At 65.3% G+C, this 21,714-nt stretch carries 16 protein-coding genes and 1 tRNA gene; 8 read left to right on the top strand and 9 right to left on the bottom strand.

Annotation, left to right across the window (positions count from 1 at the left end; translation table 11 throughout):
- Positions 1–92: 92 nt before the first annotated feature.
- Both mfd and JQ591_RS09430 read right to left on the bottom strand, forming a co-directional pair.
- On the bottom strand, positions 93–3,611 hold the full coding sequence (gene mfd / locus JQ591_RS09435) for a transcription-repair coupling factor (protein ID WP_211395742.1): 3,519 nt from the start codon (positions 3,609–3,611) through the stop codon (positions 93–95).
- On the bottom strand, positions 3,608–3,898 hold the full coding sequence (locus JQ591_RS09430; protein ID WP_211395741.1) for a succinate dehydrogenase assembly factor 2: 291 nt from the start codon (positions 3,896–3,898) through the stop codon (positions 3,608–3,610). Before JQ591_RS09430 ends, mfd begins: the two co-directional genes overlap by 4 nt.
- Before the next feature lie 184 nt (positions 3,899–4,082).
- On the opposite strand from JQ591_RS09430, the gene recG reads away from it, so the two are divergent.
- On the top strand, positions 4,083–6,191 hold the full coding sequence (gene recG, locus JQ591_RS09425) for an ATP-dependent DNA helicase RecG (RefSeq protein WP_211395740.1): 2,109 nt from the start codon (positions 4,083–4,085) through the stop codon (positions 6,189–6,191).
- Here recG and panE read toward each other — a convergent pair.
- Positions 6,188–7,117 carry a 2-dehydropantoate 2-reductase gene (gene panE / locus JQ591_RS09420; protein WP_211395739.1) on the bottom strand — a complete coding sequence of 310 codons (930 nt, stop codon included), beginning with the start codon at positions 7,115–7,117 and terminating at the stop codon, positions 6,188–6,190. The two genes, recG and panE, sit on opposite strands and share 4 nt — an antisense overlap.
- 299 nt (positions 7,118–7,416) lie before the next feature.
- Here panE and JQ591_RS09415 point away from each other — a divergent pair, with 299 nt between their 5' ends.
- Positions 7,417–7,857 carry an AAA family ATPase gene (locus tag JQ591_RS09415; RefSeq protein ID WP_349630373.1) on the top strand — a complete coding sequence of 147 codons (441 nt, stop codon included), beginning with the start codon at positions 7,417–7,419 and terminating at the stop codon, positions 7,855–7,857.
- Here JQ591_RS09415 and JQ591_RS09410 read toward each other — a convergent pair.
- The 3 genes from JQ591_RS09410 to glmS form a co-directional block, all read right to left on the bottom strand.
- Complete coding sequence (locus tag JQ591_RS09410; protein WP_211395737.1) at positions 7,854–8,711, bottom strand: NAD(P)-dependent oxidoreductase; 858 nt, start codon at positions 8,709–8,711, stop codon at positions 7,854–7,856. The genes JQ591_RS09415 and JQ591_RS09410 overlap by 4 nt on opposite strands.
- Before the next feature lie 104 nt (positions 8,712–8,815).
- Positions 8,816–9,586, bottom strand: a complete 771-nt coding sequence (locus JQ591_RS09405) for a DUF502 domain-containing protein (protein ID WP_211395736.1) — start codon at positions 9,584–9,586, stop codon at positions 8,816–8,818.
- A gap of 88 nt (positions 9,587–9,674) precedes the next feature.
- Complete coding sequence (glmS, locus tag JQ591_RS09400) at positions 9,675–11,501, bottom strand: glutamine--fructose-6-phosphate transaminase (isomerizing) (RefSeq protein WP_211395735.1); 1,827 nt, start codon at positions 11,499–11,501, stop codon at positions 9,675–9,677.
- Between the two features lie 217 nt (positions 11,502–11,718).
- Between glmS and JQ591_RS09395 the strand changes: the two genes are divergently transcribed.
- The gene (locus JQ591_RS09395; RefSeq protein WP_211395734.1) at positions 11,719–11,937 is read left to right on the top strand and encodes a hypothetical protein; all 219 of its coding nucleotides are present in this window, start codon (positions 11,719–11,721) and stop codon (positions 11,935–11,937) included.
- A gap of 6 nt (positions 11,938–11,943) precedes the next feature.
- Here JQ591_RS09395 and glmU read toward each other — a convergent pair whose 3' ends face one another.
- Positions 11,944–13,299: a bifunctional UDP-N-acetylglucosamine diphosphorylase/glucosamine-1-phosphate N-acetyltransferase GlmU gene (glmU, locus tag JQ591_RS09390; RefSeq protein WP_211395733.1), complete on the bottom strand. Its 1,356-nt coding sequence runs from the start codon at positions 13,297–13,299 to the stop codon at positions 11,944–11,946.
- Between the two features lie 174 nt (positions 13,300–13,473).
- On the opposite strand from glmU, the gene JQ591_RS09385 reads away from it, so the two are divergent.
- Together JQ591_RS09385 and JQ591_RS09380 are read left to right on the top strand one after the other, a co-directional pair.
- Positions 13,474–14,871 carry a hypothetical protein gene (locus JQ591_RS09385; protein ID WP_211395732.1) on the top strand — a complete coding sequence of 466 codons (1,398 nt, stop codon included), beginning with the start codon at positions 13,474–13,476 and terminating at the stop codon, positions 14,869–14,871.
- Positions 14,872–14,983: 112 nt separating this feature from the next.
- On the top strand, positions 14,984–15,364 hold the full coding sequence (locus tag JQ591_RS09380) for a hypothetical protein (RefSeq protein WP_211395731.1): 381 nt from the start codon (positions 14,984–14,986) through the stop codon (positions 15,362–15,364).
- On the opposite strand, the gene JQ591_RS09375 is transcribed toward JQ591_RS09380, so the two are convergent.
- Entirely contained in the window at positions 15,324–16,988 is a 1,665-nt protein-coding gene (locus tag JQ591_RS09375; protein ID WP_211395730.1) for a beta-(1-6) glucans synthase, read from the bottom strand. The two genes, JQ591_RS09380 and JQ591_RS09375, sit on opposite strands and share 41 nt — an antisense overlap.
- Positions 16,989–17,211: 223 nt before the next feature.
- Between JQ591_RS09375 and JQ591_RS09370 the strand changes: the two genes are divergently transcribed.
- The 3 genes from JQ591_RS09370 to JQ591_RS09360 all read left to right on the top strand — a co-directional run bounded on the left by JQ591_RS09370 (position 17,212) and on the right by JQ591_RS09360 (position 21,094).
- On the top strand, positions 17,212–17,802 hold the full coding sequence (locus JQ591_RS09370; protein ID WP_211396414.1) for a beta-1-3, beta-1-6-glucan biosynthesis protein: 591 nt from the start codon (positions 17,212–17,214) through the stop codon (positions 17,800–17,802).
- A 215-nt stretch (positions 17,803–18,017) separates the two neighbouring features.
- Complete coding sequence (locus tag JQ591_RS09365) at positions 18,018–20,693, top strand: glycosyltransferase (RefSeq protein ID WP_211395729.1); 2,676 nt, start codon at positions 18,018–18,020, stop codon at positions 20,691–20,693.
- Positions 20,694–21,018: 325 nt separating this feature from the next.
- Positions 21,019–21,094, top strand: a tRNA-Lys gene (locus JQ591_RS09360).
- 396 nt (positions 21,095–21,490) lie between these two features.
- Here JQ591_RS09360 and JQ591_RS09355 read toward each other — a convergent pair.
- Positions 21,491–21,646, bottom strand: a complete 156-nt coding sequence (locus tag JQ591_RS09355; protein WP_249136724.1) for a hypothetical protein — start codon at positions 21,644–21,646, stop codon at positions 21,491–21,493.
- Between the last annotated feature and the right edge of the window lie 68 nt (positions 21,647–21,714).

Genomic DNA, 21,714 nt, shown 5'->3' with positions numbered 1-21,714 from the left:
CGGTCATTCCGCAAGTAGCCATAAGTCGTTGTTTTCGGATCCAGGAGCGGCGCATCGTTTCGTGCTGCGCCGCGTCTGAAGCACCATAGCGCCTACGCCGCCTTCTTGCTCTGTGCGAGCTGCGCCAGCTGGCGCATGATCTCGGTGGTGCCGGCGAGACGCTCTTCCGGCGTTTCCCAGTCCTGCAGGAACACCACCTTCATGTCGGGCCGCACCTTGGCGGCCTGGCCGTGGCTGCGGATGAACGACACCAGGCGGTCGGGATGCGCGAAGGAATTGTCGCGGAAGGCGATGACGGCGCCCTTCGGGCCGGCATCGATCTTCCCGACATTGGCCTGACGGCAGAACGCCTTGATCGCGGCGACCTTGAACAGGTAGCGCACCTCGTCCGGCAGCACGCCGAAACGATCGCGCATCTCGGCGCCAAAATTCTCGATCTCCTCCTCGCTGTCGAGATCGGCCAGCCGCCGGTACAGCGACAGCCGCACCGAGAGATCGCCGACATAGTCGTCCGGAATCAGCACGGGCATGCCGATCGTGATCGACGGCGACCAGCGGTCGGCAGCGGGCTCGGAGACACCGGCCTTGAGGTTGACGATCGCCTCCTCCAGCATCGACTGGTAAAGTTCGAAGCCGACCTCCTTGATGTGGCCGGACTGCTGCTCGCCCAGGATGTTGCCGGCGCCGCGGATGTCGAGGTCGTGCGAGGCGAGCTGGAAGCCCGCGCCCAGCGTCTCCAGCGATTGCAGCACGGTGAGCCGGCGCTCGGCCTGCGCCGTGATCTTCTGCTGCGCCGGCAGCGTGAACAGCGCATAGGCCCGCAGCTTGGAGCGGCCGACGCGGCCGCGGAGCTGATAGAGCTGGGCGAGGCCGAACATGTCCGCGCGATGCACGATCAACGTGTTGGCGTTGGGGATGTCGAGGCCGGATTCCACGATCGTGGTCGACAGCAGGATGTCGAACTTGCCGTCGTAGAACGCGGTCATGATGTCCTCGATCACGGCGGGCGGCATCTGCCCGTGCGCGACCGCGACCTTCATCTCCGGCACGTTCTTGTCGAGGAAGTCCTTGACCTCGGTGAGGTCGTCGATGCGCGGCACCACGTAGAACGCCTGGCCGCCGCGATAGCGCTCGCGCAGCAGCGCCTCGCGGATCATCAGGAGATCGTGCGGGGCGACGAAGGTGCGGACCGCAAGGCGATCGACCGGGGGCGATGCGATGATCGAGAGCTCGCGCACGCCGGTGAGCGCGAGCTGGAGCGTACGCGGGATCGGCGTCGCCGACAGCGTCAGCACGTGCACCTCGGCGCGGAGCTGCTTCAGCCGCTCCTTGTGGGTGACGCCGAAGTGCTGCTCCTCGTCCACGATCAGCAGGCCGAGGTCGCGGAACTTGATCGACTTGCTGAGCAGCGCATGGGTGCCGACGACGATATCGACCGAGCCGTCGGCAAGACCGTTCTTGACCAGATTGAGCTGCTTGGTCGGCACCAGCCGAGAGGCCTGCGCGACCTGCACCGGAAAGCCCTTGAAACGCTCGGTGAACGTCCTGTGGTGCTGGCGAGCGAGCAGCGTGGTCGGCACCACGACCGCGACCTGCTTGCCTTCGAGCGCGACGGCAAAGGCCGCGCGCAGCGCCACCTCGGTCTTGCCGAAGCCGACGTCGCCGCAGATCAGCCGGTCCATGGGACGGCCGAGCTCGAGGTCCTTCAGCGTGGACTCGATCGCACCAAGCTGATCCTCGGTCTCGTCATAGGGGAAGCGCGCGCAGAATTCGTCATAGAGGCCCGGCTGCACCGGCAGCTTTGGCGCCTCATGAAGGTGCCGCTCGGCGGCGATCTTGATCAGCTCGCCAGCGATCTCGCGGATGCGGTTCTTGAGCTTGGCCTTGCGCGTCTGCCAGCCTGAGCCACCGAGACGGTCGAGTTCGACCGTGGTCTGGTCGGAGCCATAGCGCGACAGCAGCTCGATGTTCTCGACCGGCAGGAACAGCTTGGTCTCGGCGGCATAATGCAGCTCGAGGCAGTCGTGGGGCGCGCCGGCGACGTCCAGCGTCTGCAGGCCGATGAAGCGGCCGATGCCGTGATCGACATGGACCACGATGTCGCCGGCGGCAAGGCTCGTCACCTCCGAGATGAAATTGTCGAGCTTGCGGCTCGCCTTGCGCGGCCGGACCAGGCGATCGCCAAGGATGTCCTGCTCGCTGATGACAGCGATCTCGTCGGTCTCGAAACCGCTTTCGAGGCCGAGCACGGCAAGCATGGTTTCGTTGCGCGGGGTCGCCTGCACCGTGCGCCAGCTGTTGACGCTGGTCACAGGGGTGAGCTTGTGATCGCGCAGCATCGAGGTCATGCGATCGCGCGAGCCCTCCGTCCAGAGCGCGATGACCACCTTCTTGCGGCTTGTCAGCAGCCCATGCACATGTGCGACGACGGCTTCGAAGACGTTGACCTTGCTGTCGTTGCGCTCGGGCGCGAAGTCGCGGCCCTTGCGTGCCCCGGCATCGACGATTGTCGCTCCATCAGCCGGAACCGAAAACTGCGTCAGCCGCACCAGCGGCATCTCGCTCTCGCGCTTGCCCCACTCCGCCTCGGTCAGATAGAGCCTGTCAGGCGGCAGGGGCTTGTAGATGGCGCCGCCGCCCGGATGCTCCATCGCATCGCGGCGGGCCTGGTAATAGTCGAGGATCTGCTTGAAGCGCTCGCGGACGGCGTCCTCGGCCTGCGGCTCGATCGCGACGGCCGCGCCTTGCAGATAGTCGAACAGCGTGTCCATCCGGTCCTGGAACAGCGGCAGCCAATGCTCCATGCCGGGATGGCGGCGGCCCTCGCTGACGGCCTCGTAGAGCCCATCGTCGCGCTCGGGCGCGCCGAACTCGGCGACATAGCCCATACGAAAACGGCGGATGGTGTCGGTGACGAGCTGGAACTCGGAGATCGGAACGAGATCGAGCGCGCGCATGTCGAGCAGCGTGCGCTGGGTCTCGGCATCGAAGGTGCGGATCGATTCCAGGCTGTCGCCGAAGAAGTCGAAGCGGACGGGCTGGACGAGGCCGGCCGGAAACAAGTCCAGAATGCCGCCGCGCACGGCATATTCGCCGGGCTCGCGCACGGTCGAGGAGCGGTTGTAGCCGTTGTGCTCGAGCCAGGCGATGATGGTGTTCATCGGCACGACGTTGCCGGGAGCGACCGACAGCGCCTGCGCCGCGACGAGGTCGCGGGAGGGCACGCGCTGTACGGCGGCGTTCACCGTGGTCAGCACGATCAGCGGCTTGTCGCTGCCGGTCAGGGACGCAAGCCGTGCCAGCGTCGTCAGGCGCTGCGCGAGGACGCCGCCATGCGGCGAGACGCGGTCATAGGGCTGGCAATCCCAGGCCGGGAAGGTCAGCACGGGCAAATCGGGCGCGAAGAATTGCAGGGCACGTTCGAGGTGCTGCATCCGTGGCCCGTCGCGGCAGATCACCGCGAGGCTGACAGCCGGCTTCTTCGGCCGCGCCGCGATGGCGCGCGCGAGATCGGAGACGACGAGGCCCTCGGCGCCCTCGGCGACATTGGCAAGCGTCAGCGCGCGGCCGGGCGTGAGCAGCTCGGCCGGCGATTTCATCCCCTGCTTCATACGTCGCGGTCCGCGATCGGAAACGCCTTGATGCGCGCAAACAGCGGGCCGACGACTTCGGCGGGAAGCACCTTGTCGCCGGTGATGGCGGCATAGAGGTCGGGATCGGCCTCTTCGAGCAGGCGCTCGAGCTCGTCGAGCTCGTCATCGGACAAATTGCCGATCTCGGCGTCCGCGAAGCGGCCGAGGATCAGGTCCATCTCGCGCGTGCCGCGGTGCCAGCAACGGAACAGAAGCCGCTTGCGGCGGTCGTCCAGCCCGTTGCTCGATCGTGTCGTTCCCGTCATGTCTCAATTCCAGTCAAACGCCAAAAGCCCGGACGTGCCGGGCCGGCGTGATATAGCCACTCGGGCGGGCCCTGTCAGCCCTCGATTTGTCATGGCTCGTCACCCGGCGTTACCTCCGAAAAAAGACGTGGATGCCCGGCACAAAGCCGGGCATGACGGGCCGAAACGATCCTAGGTTCGCGTGATGCGCCCCAGCCTGCTCAATCCGCTGTTTGCCCCCGTGACCAGCCTGTCCGGCGTCGGTCCGAAGCAGGACAAGCTGCTGCAATACCTGCTCAGCCGCAATGAGACGCCGCGGCTGGTCGATCTGTTGCTGCATTTGCCGAGCCAGGTCATCGACCGCCGCGCGCGGCCGAAGATCCGCGACGCCGTGCAGGGAACCATGGTCACGCTGGAGGTCACCGTCGACCGCCACCGCCCGCCCCCGCCGCGCAATGCCCGCGCGCCGTATCTGGTCTATGCCAGCGATGATACCGGGGACGTCGTGCTGACGTTCTTCCGCGCAAAGCCCGGCTATGTCGAGAAGCTGCTGCCGATCGGCGAGAAGCGCTTCGTCTCCGGCACGCTCCAGATGTACGACGGCATCCCGCAGATCGTGCATCCCGATCGGGTGCTGGACGAGGAGGCGATCTCAAAACTCTCCGGCATCGATCCCGTCTATCCCTTGACCGAAGGCCTTGCGCTCGGCTCGCTGCGCCGCGCAGTCGCGCAGGCGCTGCAAAAGCTGCCCGCGCTGCCGGAATGGATCAGCCCGGAGGTGCTGCGCCGCTGCAGCTTCCCGCCGATCACCGAGGCGCTCACCCGCGTGCACCAGCCGGTCGAGCTCACCGACATTCTGCCTGACCAGCCGTTCTGGTCGCGCCTCGCCTTCGACGAACTCCTGGCCGGGCAACTTGCGCTTGGCCTGATTCGCGCGCAATTGCGCCGCCCGGCCGGTGTGCGCAACGCCGGCGACGGGCACCTCCGCAACAAGATCATCGATGCCCTGCCCTATGCGCTAACGATCTCCCAGCGCGATGCCGCGGCGGCCATTGCCAATGACCTGACGCAACCCGTGCGCATGTTGCGCCTGCTCCAGGGCGACGTCGGCTCCGGCAAGACCGTGGTCGCGCTGCTCGCCGCCGCTGCCGTCAGCGAGGTCGGCAAGCAGGCCGCCCTGATGGCGCCGACCGAAATTTTGGCCCGTCAGCACATCAAGACCATCGCGCCGCTCGCCGAGCGCGCGGGAATGCGGGTCGCGATCCTCACCGGCCGCGAAAAGGGCAAGGAGCGCCGCGAACTGCTGGCACAGCTCGAAGCCGGCGAGATCGACCTGCTCGTCGGCACCCATGCGCTGATCCAGGACGACGTGATCTTCAACGACCTCGCCCTCGCCGTCGTCGACGAGCAGCATCGTTTTGGCGTGCGCGAGCGGCTGGCGCTGACGTCAAAGGGCGAGGCCGTCGACGTGCTGGTGCTGAGCGCAACGCCGATCCCGCGCACGCTGGTGCTGACCTATTTCGGCGACATGGACATCTCCGAGCTGCGCGAAAAGCCCGCCGGCCGCCAGCCGATCGAAACCCGCACCATATCGATGAGCCGGCTCGGCGAGGTCACGGACAGCATCGGCCGCGCTCTCGAATCCGGCAAGCTGGTTTACTGGATCTGCCCGCTGGTCGAGGAATCCGAGGCTGAGGGCACCGAGCACCTCACCAATGCGACCAAACGTTTCGAGAGCCTGCAAAAGCATTTCGGCGAGCGCGTCGGCCTCGTCCACGGCCAGATGAAGGGCACCGAGAAAGACCGCGTGATGGGCCAGTTCGCCGCCCACGAGATCGGGCTGCTGGTCGCAACCACCGTGGTCGAGGTCGGCGTCGACGTGCCGGCAGCCACCATCATGGTGATCGAGAACGCCGAGCGCTTCGGCCTCGCCCAGCTGCACCAGTTGCGGGGCCGCATCGGGCGCGGCTCGGAGGCCTCGACCTGTCTGCTGCTCTACTCCGAGCCGCTCGGCGAGATGTCGAAGGCGCGGCTGAAGGTGATCCGCGAGACCACCGACGGCTTTCGCATCGCCGAGGAAGACCTGAAGCTGCGCGGCGAAGGCGATGTGCTCGGCGTGCGCCAGAGCGGCCTGCCCGGCTACCGCATCGCCCGTTCGGAGGTCCACGGCCAGCTCATCACGCAGGCCCGCGACGAGGCGCTGCGCATCCTGAAGGACGATCCCAAGCTGAAGGGCGAGCGCGGCGAGGCGCTGCGATGCCTGCTGTATCTCTACGAGCGGGACGAGGCGATTCCGCTGATCGGGGCGGGTTAGCTGGCCGCTCTCTGTCGCCCAACCTCATAGGCCGCCACATGCGCGCGAGCCAGATCCAGCAGCGGCGTGTCGATGCCCAGCGTACGGGCACGATTGGCCATATCGCCGAGGATGTGCTCGGCCTCGGTGACCGAGCCGCGCTCGATATCGCGCAGCATCGAGGCCTTGAGCGGGGAGTCCCGGGTTGTGAACAGCTTTCGGTCGAATTCGATGAACGGCGCTCGCGGCTCAAAACCCGAGGCCGTCGCAACGGCGCAGCATTCCGCGAACAGGCGGAAGATCGATTGTTCGCCGTTCGGCACGGCCAGGATGTCGCCGATGCTCGCGCGCATCAGGCAGGTGATGCCGGCCAGCGTGCTGAGCTGGACGAATTTCTCCCACATGTCCTGCATGATCGCCTCGCTGGCGCGCACGTCGATGCCGGGGACATTGAGCAGTTTCTCCAGCGCGAGCACACGCTCGCTCAACGGCCCCTTGGTCTCGCCGAAGACAATCGTCTGATTGGCCATGAACTGAACCACACGACCATCCGCGTCGAGCCCGGCACTGACGTTCGCGAGCCCGCCGAGGACCTGCGCGGCGCCGAACCGCGCAGTCAGGGCGTCGATATGTTTCAACCCGTTGAGGATCGGCAAAATCATCGTGCTAGCGCCGACGGCCGGGGCAAACTGGGCCATCGCATCGTCGAGCGAGTAGGATTTCACCCCGACGAGCACGACGTCGAACGTCTCCTTGAGATCGTCTGCCAGCATGATCTTCGGCCGCACGGCAAAGTCGCCGTGTGGGCTCACGATCCTCAATCCATCCCGCCGCAATTGCTCCGCCCGCCCAGGCCGCACCAGAAAGGTCACGTCGCCGCCCGCTCGGACCAGGCAAGCTCCGTAATAGCCTCCGAGCGCGCCCGCGCCGATCACCAGCACTCTCATTCGAACTCCCATTGCATGCGTCTGCTTCCGCAAAAAGAGTAACAGATCGACCTCGCGACGTCTCCTCCTCGTCATTGCGAGCGTAGCGAAGCAATCCAGAGTCTTTCCGCAGAGATAGACTAGATTGCTTCGCTACGCTCGCAATGACGAGGAGGATAGATCGGCTCAGAAGAGTGCCCTTTCGCCGCGGCTGACTTTATGAAAACCTTCCGACCATGCGCCGGATCATCGTCGTTGGCTCCCAGGGAAGCGGAAAGACGAGCCTCTCCCGGAATCTCGGGCGAAAGCTCGGATTGCCCGTGGTACATCTCGACGTGCTGTACTGGCGGCCAGGCTGGCAGCCATCCGACAAGCCGAGCTTTCGAACGCGCGTCACTGAAGCGATCGCGGGCGACGAATGGATCGTCGACGGCAGCTTCTCGGGACTTGTCTTCGATCTCACGCTCGCGCGCGCCGATATTCTCGTCGCCATCGACCGCCCGCGCTGGCTCTGCCAGTGGCGCATTCTCTGGCGCTCGGCCTTCGATCGCGACAGGTCGCGGCCCGACCTGCCTGAGGGATGTCCGGAACAGTTCGACTGGAAACTGATGAAGGAGGCGTGGCGTTACGACACCGAGCGCGCGCCTGTCATCGAGGCCGAACGCCTGCAATATGGCCCTGATGTCCCGGTCGTGCGCTTGAGACGCGACCGCGACATCCAGGGTTTTCTGGATTCTGTTTCCGCAGGTTCGGACGATTAGGCCTTCTTCTGCGCGATCTGCGCGGCGAATGCCTTCATCAGATCTGCGTCCACCGCCTCGCCTTTCGCATCTTCCGCGAGATGCTCGAACCAGCGCGCAAAGCCCTCGTAAATCTGGCTGGCCGGATGATCGGGCCCGAGGAAGCCGGAAATCTCCCGCATCTCCGCGACCCAGCGATAGGCCTTCGGGATCATGTCCGGCAGCGCGACTTCGAGCCGGGCCAGAACGGCCGGCTGGCTCAGCGCGAGCTCGTCGCGGAGCGCATCCGCCGCGCCTGCCTTCGTCGCCGCGATCACCATGGCCGAACCGATGCCGGCAAGGCCCTTGACGATGCCGGCGTAGGACATCTTGAGCGCCGAGGCCGCGCCGACCGGCCCCTCGACGATCCGCAAATCGAGGCCGAAATCCCCGAGCACCGCGACGTCCTTGGCGTGCTCGCCGGACACATAGAACGCCGGGCTCTTGCCGCCGGGCTGCGGCGGGAAACCGATGATGCCGCCGTCCACGAACGGCGCCTGCGCCGAGCCGATGATCTCCTCGATCCGCAACACGGTATCGACATTGACGGCGTTGCAGTCGACCACGACCGGCTTCTTCTCGCGCCGGACGATCAACGCCGCCAGACGTTCAGCAAGTGCGACGGCCTCGCCCGGTGGCACGATGGAGAGGATGATGTCGGCGTCTGCGATCGCGTCATCCTCGGCACCGACCATGCCGGCGTCCGCCGCGCGTTTGCGCGTCGCCTCGCTCCGCCCTTTCAACGACGTCAGCACACGCGCACCGTGCTCGCTGAGGCGGCGGGCCACCGCACTGCCCATGGCACCGGGCGCGAGGATCGCAATGGTTTTGGACATCGTGCACTCCAGATCGAATTCCGAGCAACGCGCTCAGTTCAACCGGAGACTAGCAGAGGACGGGGCGCCCGCGTGAACGGCGGCCATCCCGCAGAGGAATGGCCCTACTCCACCTTCGCAGGCTGGGGCTTGAGCGCCGAGGCGTTGGCGATACGCGCGGCATTCGCCATGCCTGCGAGCGCCGCCGCCTTCTTCGGGTCGGGCGCCGAGCCCGGCTGCACGACGCCGGCCGACATGATCAGCGTGGCTGCGTCTTCGGTACTGAGGTCGACCTCGATGACCTTGCTCTTGGGGACGTAGAAGAAGAAGCCGGTGGTCGGGTTCGGCGAGCACGGCAGGAACACCGAGACGTGCTCCTCCTGACCCGGCAGGCTGCGGGAGAGGTCCTCGTTCGGCGATTGCGAGATCAGCACGATCGACCACATGCCCGGCGAGGGAAACTCGACCAGGCCGACTTTGCGGAAGCTCGAGCCCTTGCCCGAGAACAGCGTCTCGAACACCTGCTTCAGGCCGCGATAGATGGCACGCACCGCCGGGATCCGGCCGAGGAAGGTCTCGCCGACATCGACCAGCGTCCGGCCGATCAAATTGGCCGCGAGGAAGCCGACCAGCGTCAGAGTGAAAAATGCGACGATCAGCCCCCAGCCGGGAATGACGTAGGGCAGATAAGTCTCGGGCCGATAGGCCAGCGGCACGAATGGTCGAACCACGCCATCAACCCAGGTGACGAACCACCAGACCAGGTACAGCGTGATCGCAATCGGCCCCGTCACGATGAGGCCGGTGAGGAAATAGTTGCGGAAGCGGCCTATCAGGCCGGTATGCGGCTCCGGCACGGGATCAAGAGGCGCAGGCGCGTCGTCACGGGGGTTCATTCGGGTTCCAGGTCGGTCGCTTCGTTCAAGCTAGGGTCTTCTAGCAGGTTTTGGAAGACCACGAAGCGTTCCGGCCGGATCCGTCTGCCTATTCCACGGTCACCGATTTCGCGAGGTTGCGCGGCTGGTCGACGTCGGTACCCATGATGACCGCCGTATGATAGGCGAGCAGCTGAACGGGGACGGCATAGACCATCGGCGTGAACGCCGCCGCCATATCAGGCATGACGATGGTGACGAGAGATTCGACGGTCGCCTCCTCCGCGCCTTTGGCGTCGGTCATCAGGATGATCTTGCCGCCGCGGGCAGCGACCTCCTGCATGTTGGAGACGGTCTTTTCGAACACCCGGTCGTAGGGCGCGATGACGACGACCGGCATGGTCTCGTCGATCAGCGCGATCGGGCCGTGCTTGAGCTCGCCGGCGGCATAGCCCTCGGCGTGGATGTAGGAGATCTCCTTCAGCTTCAACGCGCCTTCGAGGGCGAGCGGGAAGCTGGTGCCGCGGCCGAGATAGAGCACGTCACGCGACTTCGCGATCTCGCGGGCGAGCTTCTCGATCTGGAGCTCGGTGGTGAGCGCATCCGACATCAAACGTGGAATCTCGACGAGCCCATGGACGAGCTTGGTTTCGTCCTCGTCGGACAGTTCGCCACGCGCCTTGCCGGCCGCGATCGCAAGATTTGCCAGTACCATGAGCTGGCAGGTGAAGGCCTTGGTCGAGGCGACGCCGATCTCGGGGCCGGCCAGCGTTGGCAGCACGGTCTCGCTTTCGCGCGCGATCGTCGAGGTCGGAACGTTGACGACGGCGATCGTGTGCACGCCCTGGTCCTTGGCATAACGCAACGCGGCCAACGTGTCGGCGGTCTCGCCCGATTGCGAGATGAAGATGGCGAGATCGCCCTTGCGAAGCGGCGCTTCGCGGTAGCGGAATTCGGAGGCGACGTCGACCTCGACCGGCACGCGCGCAAAACGCTCGAACCAGTATTTTGCGACGAAGCCGGCGTAACTCGCGGTGCCGCAAGCGGTGATGTTGATGCGCTGGATGTTCTTGAAGTCGAACGGCAGCTTGACCGGCAGCGAGACCCGCTCGGTCGCCATGTCGACATAGCGTGCAAGCGTGTGGCCAACCACTTCCGGCTGCTCGTGGATCTCCTTGGCCATGAAGTGGCGGTAGTTGGCCTTGTCGACCAGCGAGGTCGAGGCGGCGTGCTTGATCTTGTCGCGCTGGACGGCGTGGCCGTCCTTGTCGAAGATCGTCGCGTTCTTGTGGGTCAGCACGACCCAGTCGCCGTCCTCGAGATAGCTGATCGTGTCGGTGAACGGCCCGAGCGCGATGGCGTCGGAGCCGAGATACATCTCGCCGTCACCATAGCCGATCGCGAGCGGCGGACCGTTGCGGGCGCCGATCATCAGGTCGTCCTCGCCGGCGAAGATGAAGCCGAGCGCGAACGCGCCGCGCAGCCGCGCCAGCGTCAATTTCACCGCTTCCACGGGCTTGTTGCCGCGCGTGAGCAGATCGTCGACGAGATGCAGCACGATCTCGGTGTCGGTCTGGGTGTGGAACACCGTGCCTTTCTTCTCGAGCTCCTCGCGCAGCTCGCGGAAATTCTCGATGATGCCGTTGTGAACGACGGCGACGCGCTCGGTCGCATGCGGATGGGCGTTGTTCACGGTCGGCTTGCCGTGAGTGGCCCAGCGGGTATGACCGATTCCGGTCGTGCCCTTGAGCGGCTCGGCTTCCAGCCGCTTCTCCAGATTCTTCAGCTTGCCCTCGGCGCGGCGGCGCTCGAGATGCTTGCCTTCGAGCGTGGCGACGCCCGCGGAGTCATAGCCGCGATATTCAAGACGTTTGAGCGAATCCACCAATTGCTCTGCAACCGGCTCGCGCCCGAGAATGCCGACAATCCCGCACATGCGGATCAATATCCCCCAAATCGTCGAAAAATCGCCTAAACGACCCGCTCGGTTCTTAGCGAAGTTCGTAAGGAACCAGATACTCAATAATTATTGCTGATTGAGACAGCACCGGTGGCAGCGAGCCTCGCCTGCGTCGAATTGGCCGGCCTTAAACCGCGCGTATTAACTTGTTGTCAACAAGTTTGGCCAACGCTCCCATTCGGGAGATCTGGCCATGAAAGGCTCATCCAACCGCAAAGGTCTGTCGTCGATGTCGGTGCGCGCCAGCGAGACCACCGGCACGCACCTTGCACATTGGCCGCCGCCCCAGCGCGGCAAGGAAAGCAAGCCCGTCTTCATCAAGCACGCCGCCGGCGAACCGGCAAAGCGTGCTAAACCGCGCGGCTGGCGCCTGACGCGCGCGATCTTCTCGGAATTCGCCGACGACGAATAGCGCCGCTCACTTCTCCGGCTTCTTCCCTCGCGTCTTCATCTCGCGATAGCGCGCGGCACCACCTTCGCGGATGGTCTGCGGGCTGCGCTCCAGCGCCATCGCGTCGTCAGGCACGTCGCGCGTGATCACCGAGCCCGAGCCGATATAGGCGCCGTTGCCGATTGTCACCGGTGCGACCAGCGAGGAGTTGGTGCCGACGAAGGCGCCCTGCCCGATGATCGTCTTGTGCTTCTTGAAGCCATCGTAGTTGCAGGTGATGGTGCCGGCGCCGATGTTGGAATTGGCGCCGACGGTGGCGTCGCCAATGTAGGACAGATGGTTGACCTTGACGCCGGCCTCCAGCGTCGCGGCCTTGGTCTCCACGAAATTGCCGATGCGCGCGCCGTCGCCGAGCGAAGTGCCGGGCCGAAGCCGCGCATAGGGGCCGATGGAGACCTTCTTGCCGAGCGACGTCTCGACGACATGCGAGAAGGAATGGACCACCGTGCCGTCGCCGATCGAAACGCCGGGGCCGATCACCACGAAGGGCTCGATCGTCACGTCCTTGCCGAACACGGTATCGGCGGCGAGATAGACGGTTTCAGGCGCAATCAGCGTGACGCCGGCTTCCATCGCGGCCTTGCGCAGCCGCGCCTGCATCACGCTTTCGGCCTCGGCGAGCTGCGCCTTGGTGTTGATGCCGCGCACTTCGTCCTCGCTGGTTTCGATCACCACGGCATCCCATCCCTGCTCGCTGACAATGCCGACCGCGTCGGTCAGATAGTATTCGCCCTTGGAATTCGCATTGCCGATCTTGTCGAGGATCGCGAGTGCGCGGCGCCCGTCGATCGCCATCACGCCCGCATTGCACAGGTCGATCTTGCGCTCCTCGGTGCTCGCGTCGGCCTGCTCGCGGATCGCGACCAGGCGGTCGCCCGCGACGATGAAGCGGCCATAGCCGGTGGGATCGGCGGCGCGGAAGCCGAGCGCCGCAATCGCGGCGCCTTTGGCGAGCGGCGCGCGCAGCCGCGCAAAGGTCTCGGCCGAGATCAGCGGCGTGTCGCCGAACGCGATCAGCAGATCATCCACGCCCCGCGCAATGGCGTCACGCGCCGCCAGCACCGCATGCGCGGTGCCGAGCCGTTCATGCTGCACGAAGGTGAGCGCGTCGGGGCGGATGCGCTTTGCTTCGTCCGCCACCGCCTGGTGGTCGGGTCCGATCACGACCGCGAGCGAGGTGCCGGTTCCCTTGGGCGCCGCGGCGAGCACGTGGGCGAGCAGGCTCTGGTGCGCGACGGGGTGTAGCACTTTCGGCAGGCTCGATCGCATGCGCGTGCCTTCGCCGGCGGCGAGCACGATCGTGAGGCTGGAACGGGCGGTCATCGAAATCCTGTCAATCCGGCCGAATCAATCGGCGCTAGCGGGCGACGGCCGCCCTCATGAGCCATCGCCTTGCTACCCCCGCAAACGCCCGGAGTTCAAGTGCGACGCAGTTTTCCTGTTAATGTTCCCTGATTGATTCGGGGAAGCCGGACAGGGGTTGGGCACTTAACGTTCATGGCAAAGGATTCCGACCCACTGGCGGATGCCTTCGGCGCCAAGGAGACCGGCGGGCTGTTCTCCGGACTTGTAGCCGAGGAGAGGTCTTTCGATCGCGGCATGATGTGGCGGCTGGGCTCGTGGGGCGTGGCGGCCGTCGGCGCCGTGGTGATTGCCGTGTTGGCCAACCAGGCCCAGCTCGGCTGGCGGCGCGATCAGGTTGCGTCCGCCGATCTCGCGCGCCAGGCCGACCGGCTCCAGATTCTGACCAAGGAGAGCCAGAACGAGGCTCGCCGCCTTGCCTCCGCCATCGAGACGCTGAACACCGATCGTGACCGGCTCTATTCGCGCGTCACCGTGGTGGAGCAAGGGCTCGAATCCGTCACCGGCGCCATCGCCAAGCAGACGACAACGCCGCCGCAGGCGTCCGTTGCGAAGCCGCAGGACGCGCCAATTTTGATCGGGCCACCGGCGCCCAGCATCGCGCCGGTCGCCTCGACCCCGGCTCCGGCCAACGACAAGCCGCGCGCCGAGGCCGCAAAGGACACGAAGGAGTCCGCAAAGGAGCCGTTGAGTCCGCCGCCGCAGAGCGCGGCAGCGGCCTCGCTCGTGGCGCAGTCGCCGGTGACGACGTCGGCCCTGCCGATGCTTCCGTTGGTCCCGTCCAAATCGATCATGGCGCCGCCCGATCCGGCCGCCTCGAAACTGGTTCAGCCCGAGACCACTGAGAAGGCTGTCGAGAAGAAGCCAGATCCGGCGCCCGCCCCGGTCGAAGTCGCCGCTGCATCCGCCAAGCCGCCGGAGGCCGCCGAAAGCGAGGCTCCCGCGATCGCGGTCCAGCAGACCCGTTTCGCGATCGATCTCGGTGGCGCCAACTCGCTCGACGGCCTGCGCGCGCTGTGGCGCGGGCTCACCAAATCCAATCCCGAGATCGCAGCGCTGCGGCCGATCATCATGATCAAGGAAGGCAACACCGGGCTCGGCATGCAGCTCCGGCTCGGTGCCGGCCCGCTGATCAATGCAGCGGCTGCAGCAAAGCTCTGCGCCGGCCTCGCCGAAAACGATCGCCACTGCGAGACCACCGTGTTCGACGGCCAGCGGCTGTCAATGCGCGGCGGCCAGGACAAGGGCCAAGACAAGGGACAAGAGAAGGGACAAGAGAAGACGCAAGAAAAATCTCAAGACAGGGTTCAGGAGAAGAACTCCGACAAGACCCAGGACTCGGTGCCGCAAGCCGAGACCGCCCCGGCGCCCGCGCCCGCCGCCAAACCGGACAAGCGCCGCCGCAGCTATTCCTCCAAGCGCTCATCGAAGCGCGAGGAGCCCGCGCCTGCTCCTGCGGCGCAACCGGCAGCGCCGGCCAAGCCGGAGACGGCGTCCGCGGGATCAACGCTGTCGTCGTTCTTCAGACGGTAGCTTTTACCTCGCGGCAGTTCATCAGCGTCATGGGTGAAGGTTCTCACGCAGGTCGCGAGAAACTTGCGCCTCCCCTGTTGCCCCGTTCCCTCTTCCCGACCATATTGCCGCCATGACCAAAAAGCCCTTCCGCCTCACGCCCTACCAGGTGCAGTTCCTGATCGTCGTCGGCTTCGCCAGCGTCGGCTATGCGCTCTATCTGCGCTACCTCGGAATCGAAAACTCGCAGGTCGGTCTCGCTTGCGACGCCGGACTTCAGACCCTGGTCTGCAAGGCCCGCTCGGTCTCGACCGTGCTGTTCAAGAATTCGGTGTTCGGCATCGTCGCGCTGGTGGTGGCGACGCTGAACCTGATGCGGCCGTCGATCGTGCTGCTCACCGTTGGCATCATCGCCGCCGGCCTCGGCATCGTGCTCTACAATGTCGTGCTGTCGGGCCTGGCGATCGGCCTGTTCATTCTTGGATTTGCTCGGCCCGCGCCCGCCACAGCGTGAGCGCGAACAAGAGGTAGATCGCGCAGGTCCACAGCGACTGCCAATTGTCGCGGCCCTCGTTGAAGAGCACATAGGCCGCCGACAGCGTCAGCACGCCGGCAAAAACAGACTCCGCGATCGGACGCTGGCCGATCTGCGGCCGGTTCAGCATCAACAGCGCGAACGGCACCACCGCCATCGTCAGCGAGGCGTAGGGAAAGTCGTGGTAGCGCGGGTCGAACACGAAGGCGAGCGCGGTCTGCGCCGCGATCACCGCGGTCACCGCCAGCGTCAGGCCGAGCACGGCGGTGAGCTTCGACCATTTCCGGCCCTCGCGCGGACCGAGCAGATCGAGGAAGGTCGGAAGGCTGCGGCCAATCACCATCGCCTGCGCGCAGAAGATCGGCGACAGGATGCCGGCGGCGAGCAGCGTGCCCCAGAGCAGCCAGCCGCCGATGCCGTAGCTCTCGTAGTACATCTTGTCGGCGCCGATCCCGAGCAGGATGCCCGCCGAGGTCGCCGAGATCGCCACGCCGAGCCAGGCCGAGAAGCGCGGCGTCCAGGGCCTGCGCCGCAACGTCAGACCGGCGACCGCGAACACCAGCACGCAGAGGCCCATGCCGGCGCCCATGTACCATTTCCAGTAAGGGAAATTGCTGATCGGCTCACCCGGCGGATATTTCAGGCTCCGGCGCACCGAGTCGTAGAGGCCCCAATAGCCGCCGACGGTGCCTTCCAGCTTGCGCTTCCACGGCTGGTCGTAGGACTCGATCAGATTGACGCGGAATTTCTGCGCTTTCGCGAGGCCCAGGATCTCGGAGACGACGCGTGCCTGGTTGGCCCGCGACGGCAGCGCGCCCTCGCGCATGCGCCCTTCGCTCGGCCAGCCGGTTTCGCCGATCAGGATCTCCTTGCCCGGAAATGCAGCCGCCATGCGCTCGCGGATCTGTTCGACATGGGCGGCCGCGAATTTCGCCTTGACCGGAAAATCCTCCCAATAGGGCAGGATGTGGATCGTGACGAAGTCGACGGCGTCGTAGACCTCGCGGTTCCTGAGCCAGAACTCCCAGACATCGGCATAGGTGACGGGCACGCTGACCTGCGCCTTCACCAAGCGGATGATGGAGACGAGGTCGGCGGTGGTCATCTCGCCGCGCAGCAGCACTTCGTTGCCGACGATGATGCTGGTGACGATGCCGGGGAAATCCTTGGAAAGACGGATGGCGAGCGCGGCCTGCTCAAAATTCTTGGTGCGGTTGCTGGAGAGCCAGATGCCCTGGAGCACCTTCAGCCCGCCGATCCTGGCGGCGATCGCCGGCACCTGGTCGAGGCCGTTCTCCATCGAATAGGTGCGGACGCAGTCGGTGATCTCCTTGAGCTGGCGCAGGTCCTGCTCGATCTGGTCGGCCTCGATATGGGTCCATGCGTTCAACGGCGACTGCTCGCCGCGGAACGGCGCGTACGAGACGCACTGGACCTTGTCGGCGGGATCGATCGGGGCGCGCGCGAGCGTGATCGGCGTGGCAAGCCACCACCACACCGCAGCAATTGCACCCAGTGAAACGAGCAGCAGCGCCAGTGGCGTACGAAGAGAAATCGGTTCCGTCCTCCGCGAAGGGCCGTCGATTACCTGCTCGCACGCCATCTGCCAAGGGGTGACCCCGATATGGATCCATCCCTCCCCTGAGGAATTTACCTGCGGCCGATCGACCGAGGTCTAGAATCGTGACTTTGCTGGACAAAATTCGAGATTCAGGTCATGGACTCGGGAGGACTTTTCCGCCGCATTGGAGACCCATTTGGACGCCATCACCGGGCGCGTCCGCGAGGTCCTGGCGCGGACGGTCAGTGAATATATTGGGGAATTCATGCGGCAACGGGTGTTCGAGTTACGAAATGCGGTCCTGCGGCAGTTCGCCGCCACCTTGGCCGTTTCTTCCCTTCTCGTCCTGGTCGGCATCAACGCCGCCTCCGCCCAGAGCGGCACGCCCGCCCCGGACCAGAGCAAGGCAGCCGCCCAGCCCGCCGACGCCGCCAAGGATGCCGCCCAGAACCAGCGCCGCACCGACGAGTTCGCCGAGGCGGCCCAGGTCATCAGCGGTCCGGCCGGCAACCCCGAATGCGTCTGGCTCGGCCGGCGCGTGGTGCGGCTGATGTGGCGGGATGACCTCGATACCGCATTCCGCCATCTCGACCTCTACGACCGCTTCGGCTGTCCCGGCGGCCACATCCAGGCCGCCTTCCGCTGCCTGACCCGCTTCGGCGGCCAGATCGATCCCAAGGTCGCCGAGACCCTGGACAGCCGTGTGCACGCTTGCTGGATCAACCCGGCGTCGCAGCCGCAGCAGGCGGCGGCCGCGGCCTCGCAGCCGGCCGCGCCGACATCAGGCAATGCGCAGCCGCAGCCGGCCGCGAGCCCCTCGCCGGCGGCAAGCCCGTCACCGGCGCCCCCGAAATAGCCGCGATCGTTTCAGCCTGCGTTCAGGAACGGTCGGCGATAGAAGCCATTGGCACTGCCGCGCACTTCGAAACTGGCCATGCCCTCATACGGTCATGAGGCCATGGCAGTTGTGAAACCGCGCGGCAGAGGTATGCTCCATTTGCCGCGGACTTGGTCGGATCTCGGGGTCGGATCCGCTTCCCTGCCCCCTCAGCCCCTTTTGGTTTAGCCGCGATGCGCGTTGTCGCCGCCGTTCTGTTGCTTGTGTCCGCGCTCCACGCCGGCCTCTGGGGAGTCTTGCGCGACAAGGAACCCGCGCCGGACTTCAAGGGCCTGCTGCCCAGTGTCTCCTACGCGCCGTTCGAGGGCTCGGCTCACCCCGACATCGACAACATCCCGTCGGTGGAGAAGATCCGCGCCGACCTGAAGACGCTGTCGACGATGACGCGCGCGATCCGGCTCTATTCGTCCACGGGCGGCGTGGAACTGGTGCCGCCGATCGCCGCCGAGTTCGGCCTCAAGGTTACCGTCGGCGCCTGGGTCGACAAGGACGCGAATCGCAACAAGCGCGAGATCGACGCCGCCATCGAGCTCGCCCGCAAGAACAGCAACGTCAACGGCGTCGTCGTCGGCAACGAGGTGATCTACCGCGGCGAGCAGAAGGTCGAAGACCTCATCGAGATGATCAAGAGGGTGAAGGGCGCGGTCCGCGTGCCCGTCACCACCGGTGAGATCTGGAACATCTGGCGCGACAATCCCGACCTCGGCTCCAATGTCGACTTCATTGCCGCCCACGTGCTGCCCTACTGGGAAAACTTCCGCTCGGACCAGGCGGTCGACCAGGCCGTCGACCGCTACAATCTGTTGCGTAACCTGTTCCCCGGCAAGCGCATCGTGATCGCCGAATTCGGCTGGCCGAGCGCGGGTTACAATTTGCGCAACGCCGACCCCGGTCCGTTCCAGCAGGCACTGACCTTGCGCAATTTCGTCAGCCGCGCCGACGCCATCGGCATGGAATACAATATCGTCGAGGCGATCGATCAGCCCTGGAAATACTTCGAAGGCGGCGTCGGTCCGTACTGGGGCATCCTCAACGCCAGCCGCGAGCCGAAATTCGCCTGGACCGGCCCGGTGGAGAATCCCGACTATTGGAAGCTGATGGGTGTAGCACTCCTGGTCGGTGTCCTGCTGTCGCTGCCGATCCTGCGGCTACAGCAGCCGACGGCGAAGCAGGCGTTCTTGCTGTCGGCCACCGCCAATGGCGTCGGCGCCTGGGCCGCCACCGTGTTCGCGTTCTGGAACGGGCACTATTTCATCTTCGGATCGGCCTTCGCGTTGACGCTCGGCATGATCCTGCTCGTTCCCCTCGTCCTCATTGCGATGGCGCGCATCGACGAGATCGCCGCGGTCGCGTTCGGCCGGCCGCCGCAGCGGCTGCTCACGAAGGGCAAGCCGGTCGACAACGTGCCCGAGAATTATTGCCCGAAGGTCTCGATCCACATCCCGGCCTATTTCGAGCCGGTCGAGATGCTCAAGCAGACGCTCGATGCGCTGTCGCGGCTGAACTATCCGAACTACGAATGCGTCGTCATCATCAACAACACGCCGGACCCTGCCTTCTGGCAGCCGATCCAGGATCATTGCCGCACGCTCGGTGAACGCTTCAAGTTCATCAACGCCGAGAAGGTGCAGGGCTTCAAGGCCGGTGCGCTGCGCATCGCGATGGACCGCACCGCCGTCGACGCCGAGATCATCGGCATCCTCGATGCCGACTACGTCGTCGACCCCGACTGGCTGAAGGACCTCGTGCCGGCGTTCGCCGACCCCAGCGTCGGCCTGGTGCAGGCGCCGCAGGAGCATCGCGACGGCGACCTGTCGATCATGCACTACATCATGAACGGCGAATATGCCGGCTTCTTCGACATCGGCATGGTCCAGCGCAACGAGACCAACGCCATCATCGTGCACGGCACGATGTGCCTGATCCGCCGCGCCGCGATGGACATGGCCGGCGGCTGGTCGTCCGATACGATCTGCGAGGACAGTGATCTCGGCCTTTCGATCCAGCAACTCGGCTGGACCACCCACTACACCAACCACCGCTATGGTCAGGGCCTGCTGCCCGACACCTACGAGGCCTTCAAGAAGCAGCGTCACCGCTGGGCCTATGGCGGCCTCCAGATCGTCAAGAAGCACTGGCGGAATTTCCTGCCCGGACGGAGCCGGCTGACGCCCGACCAGAAGCGCGAATATGGCCTCGGCTGGCTGAACTGGTTAGGCGCCGAAAGCCTCGGCGTGGTCGTCGCGCTGCTCAACCTCGTCTGGGTGCCGATCGTCGCCTTCGCCGACATCGCCATCCCCGACAAGATTTTGACTCTGCCGATCATCGGCGCCTTCATCGTCTCGCTCGCGCACTTCTTGTCGATGTACCGTGCGCGCGTCGCGATCAAGCCCGGCCAGATGCTGGGCGCCATGATCGCGGCGATGAGCGTGCAGTGGACGGTGTCGCGCGCGGTGGCGCAGGGACTGATCACCGAGCACATCGCATTCGCGCGCACCTCCAAGGGCGGCCTGTCCAGGATGTCGATCGAGTTCCAGGCGTTCTGGGAGGCCGTGATCGGTGCCCTGCTCCTGATCGGCGCCGGCGTGCTGGTTGCCTCCAACAGCTATCGCCAGATCACCGAGATCTACATCTTCGCCGGCGTGCTGGTGCTGCAGAGCCTGCCGTTCCTGGCTGCGGTCGCCATCGCCATCCTCGAGCTCAGCCGCATCAACTCGTTCCAGTTCTGGCGCGACAGCGCGATCCGCACCGCCGAGCTGATCGGCCTGCGCCCGGTCGCGCTGCCGACCCCCGCCGGCACGCCGCAGCAGTTGCCGGTGCCGAACGAGGTCCGGCGGGAGGCGAACTGACGGCGAGACGACCTCGCGGCGCGGGAGGCACGTCCGTGGCGCGAAGCATCCTCGCTGTTCGGCGTGGATGACAGCCCGCCAATCGAGTCGAGAATCCAGGCCTAAGCTGTGGATACGGCGAGCGAATTCCCGCTTCTGCTAAGAGTTTCGGCAATCCCCCGCGCTATTGACCTCAGCGCCCCATCCCCCTACACAGCGCGGGCCGAAAGCATGATCCGGAAACAGCCGGTTTTTCCCCGCGACGCGAATTAAACGTAGCGGCAAGACATGCTTCTCGAATGTCCGAAGACGGTGGCGATATCTTCAAAGCCATCAGCGGCCATGGGAGCGCGTAGCTCAGCCGGTAGAGCACGTGACTTTTAATCACGGGGTCCTGGGTTCGAGCCCCAGCGCGCTCACCAAAAAACCCTTCTCTCGCAAGCACTCGTTTAAATCCTTGTCCCACAGCCATTCCGGCAACTGCCTTATGGGACAAGCACGGGACGAGCAAAAATAAAGATGCGGATAGGCGGCCGGTTCACGCTAGCGAGGCGCCTAGCACTCCCGGCGCTCTAATCCGCAATTGAATCGGCAGCCGGGAGCATTGGGGCTGGAAGAGCGAGCCGTGCCATGTTCCGCCGTTAATGACAACTGGTGGAACAGCGGACTCCGGTAGTTGTACGGAGTCCTTATTCGGAACGGGGTGTTCTACTGTGAGAACACCGGCGAGATTTAAGCACTCATCAATTTCAAGTTGCCCGGGATGAGCCGCAGTGGGGCTGGAACCGCGCTGCGGCTTTTCCCGATTCTGAAAACCATCATTCATCCCTCTTCAGCTTGCGCCGGCCCCAGTGCGGTTCTTTGCCCTTGGGGTTGAGCTCCGGGACGTAGTGTCGGTTCAAAGCCCGCATGACGCCGATCCGCGCGAACAGCGTCGGTCCGCCGCGCTCGACGACCGGCAGCAAGGCTTCCATGGCCGCCCGCCATTCTGGCAGATCGTGCTCCTTCTTCGGGAGCGCCGCGATGAATTCTCCTGCTTCCA

The sequence above is a fragment of the Bradyrhizobium canariense genome (assembly GCF_018130465.1).
Classification (GTDB): domain Bacteria; phylum Pseudomonadota; class Alphaproteobacteria; order Rhizobiales; family Xanthobacteraceae; genus Bradyrhizobium; species Bradyrhizobium canariense_C.
This window is presented reverse-complemented; position numbering and strand designations above follow the sequence as displayed.

What these genes read in the sequence shown, in the direction of transcription:
- glmS (WP_211395735.1), bottom strand. Translation starts at nt 11,501, where the DNA reads ATGTGCGGGATTGTCGGCATTCTCGGGCGCGAGCCGGTTGCAGAGCAA.
- JQ591_RS09430 (WP_211395741.1), bottom strand. Translation starts at nt 3,898, where the DNA reads ATGACGGGAACGACACGATCGAGCAACGGGCTGGACGACCGCCGCAAG.
- JQ591_RS09375 (WP_211395730.1), bottom strand. Translation starts at nt 16,988, where the DNA reads ATGGCGTGCGAGCAGGTAATCGACGGCCCTTCGCGGAGGACGGAACCG.
- JQ591_RS09405 (WP_211395736.1), bottom strand. Translation starts at nt 9,586, where the DNA reads ATGAACCCCCGTGACGACGCGCCTGCGCCTCTTGATCCCGTGCCGGAG.
- panE (WP_211395739.1), bottom strand. Translation starts at nt 7,117, where the DNA reads ATGAGAGTGCTGGTGATCGGCGCGGGCGCGCTCGGAGGCTATTACGGA.
- JQ591_RS09380 (WP_211395731.1), top strand. Translation starts at nt 14,984, where the DNA reads ATGACCAAAAAGCCCTTCCGCCTCACGCCCTACCAGGTGCAGTTCCTG.
- JQ591_RS09395 (WP_211395734.1), top strand. Translation starts at nt 11,719, where the DNA reads ATGAAAGGCTCATCCAACCGCAAAGGTCTGTCGTCGATGTCGGTGCGC.
- JQ591_RS09385 (WP_211395732.1), top strand. Translation starts at nt 13,474, where the DNA reads ATGGCAAAGGATTCCGACCCACTGGCGGATGCCTTCGGCGCCAAGGAG.
- mfd (WP_211395742.1), bottom strand. Translation starts at nt 3,611, where the DNA reads ATGAAGCAGGGGATGAAATCGCCGGCCGAGCTGCTCACGCCCGGCCGC.
- glmU (WP_211395733.1), bottom strand. Translation starts at nt 13,299, where the DNA reads ATGACCGCCCGTTCCAGCCTCACGATCGTGCTCGCCGCCGGCGAAGGC.
- recG (WP_211395740.1), top strand. Translation starts at nt 4,083, where the DNA reads ATGCGCCCCAGCCTGCTCAATCCGCTGTTTGCCCCCGTGACCAGCCTG.
- JQ591_RS09365 (WP_211395729.1), top strand. Translation starts at nt 18,018, where the DNA reads ATGCGCGTTGTCGCCGCCGTTCTGTTGCTTGTGTCCGCGCTCCACGCC.
- JQ591_RS09410 (WP_211395737.1), bottom strand. Translation starts at nt 8,711, where the DNA reads ATGTCCAAAACCATTGCGATCCTCGCGCCCGGTGCCATGGGCAGTGCG.
- JQ591_RS09355 (WP_249136724.1), bottom strand. Translation starts at nt 21,646, where the DNA reads ATGGAAGCCTTGCTGCCGGTCGTCGAGCGCGGCGGACCGACGCTGTTC.
- JQ591_RS09370 (WP_211396414.1), top strand. Translation starts at nt 17,212, where the DNA reads ATGCGGCAACGGGTGTTCGAGTTACGAAATGCGGTCCTGCGGCAGTTC.